The following is a 1,198-nucleotide window of genomic DNA, read 5'->3' as shown; positions in this document are numbered from 1 at the left end:
CGCAGGGCAGCCTGCCGCCGGCCCCGGCCGCGCATGCGGCACCGGCGCCCGCCGAAGACATCACCTTTTTCTGATTTCCGACTTTTTCGAGCTACCTGAGGGAAGAACCCATGGCTAAGACCATTCTGATCGTCGACGACTCCGCCTCGGTGCGGACGGTGGTGGGCATTGCGCTCAAGGGCGCGGGCTACGACGTGATCGAGGGCTGCGACGGCCAGGACGCGCTGGCCAAGCTCACCGGCCAGAAGGTGCACCTGATCATCAGCGACGTGAACATGCCCAACATGGACGGCATCACCTTCCTGAAGAACGTCAAGGCCCACCCGGCCTACCGCTTCACCCCGGTGATCATGCTGACCACCGAGAGCCAGGAGGCCAAGAAGCGCGAGGGCCAGATGGCCGGCGCCAAGGCCTGGGTGGTCAAGCCCTTCCAGCCGCCCACCCTGCTGGCGGCCGTCGAGAAGCTGGTGCTGCCATGAGCGCGGACGCCGTGATGCCCATCGTGGACGAGGTGGACGAGCCTGGGGCCACCGACGTCGCCGCCGCCGCCACCACCGGCGCGGCCACCACCACCAACCCCCTGGCCCTGGGCCCGGAACTCACCATCTACCACGCCGCCGAGCAGCGCACCGCCCTGCTGGCCGCGCTGGCCGCCCATCCCGAGGGCCTGGCCCTGGACCTGGGCGAGGTGGCCGAGATCGACAGCGCCGGCGTGCAGCTGCTGCTGGCCGCCCACCGCGAGGGCCAGCTGCGCCAGCAGCCCCTGCGCCTGGCGCGCACCAGCGCCGCCGTGGACGAGGTCTTCGCCCTCATGGGCCTGAGCGACTTCTTCGCAGACAGCGCCGACAGCGCTGCGGCCGACACCCTTGCAGGAGAACACGCATGAACATGGACCAGGCCCTGCAGGGCTTCATCGTCGAGGCCGAGGAGCTGCTGGGCGACATGGAGCAGGCCTTCCTGGGCGTGCTGGCCGAGGACGACCCGGCCGACTCGGTCAACGCCATCTTCCGCGCCGTGCACACCATCAAGGGCTCGGCGGGGCTGTTCGGCCTGGACTTCATCGTCGACTTCACCCACGTCGCCGAGAGCGTGCTCGACCGCGTGCGCGAAGGCACCATCGCGCTGGACGACGCCCTGGTCTCGCTGTTCCTGGGCGTGCGCGACCACATCGGCCGCTTGGTGGCCGCCGCCGCCGCCG

Annotated in this window: 3 protein-coding genes; all 3 read left to right on the top strand. The window is 70.0% G+C overall.

Annotation, left to right across the window (positions count from 1 at the left end):
* Positions 1–110: 110 nt before the first annotated feature.
* Positions 111–479: a response regulator gene (locus NS331_RS21700; RefSeq protein WP_058644024.1), complete on the top strand. Its 369-nt coding sequence runs from the start codon at positions 111–113 to the stop codon at positions 477–479.
* A complete protein-coding gene (locus NS331_RS21695; RefSeq protein WP_242873853.1) occupies positions 476–886 on the top strand; it encodes an STAS domain-containing protein in 411 nt (136 codons plus the stop codon). The genes NS331_RS21700 and NS331_RS21695 overlap by 4 nt, the downstream gene beginning before the upstream one ends.
* Positions 883–1,198, top strand: a 316-nt coding sequence (locus NS331_RS21690) for an Hpt domain-containing protein (protein WP_193758173.1), incomplete at its 3' end; no start/stop codon positions are given. The genes NS331_RS21695 and NS331_RS21690, both read left to right, overlap by 4 nt.

It is taken from the genome of Pseudacidovorax intermedius (assembly GCF_001476815.1).
Lineage (GTDB): Bacteria > Pseudomonadota > Gammaproteobacteria > Burkholderiales > Burkholderiaceae_C > Xenophilus > Xenophilus intermedius_A.
The sequence above is the reverse complement of the archived record's forward strand: the minus strand, read 5'-3'. Positions and strand labels throughout refer to the sequence as shown.

Coding starts and splice junctions, on each gene's coding strand:
- NS331_RS21695 (WP_242873853.1), top strand. CDS start 476: ATGAGCGCGGACGCCGTGATGCCCATCGTGGACGAGGTGGACGAGCCT.
- NS331_RS21700 (WP_058644024.1), top strand. CDS start 111: ATGGCTAAGACCATTCTGATCGTCGACGACTCCGCCTCGGTGCGGACG.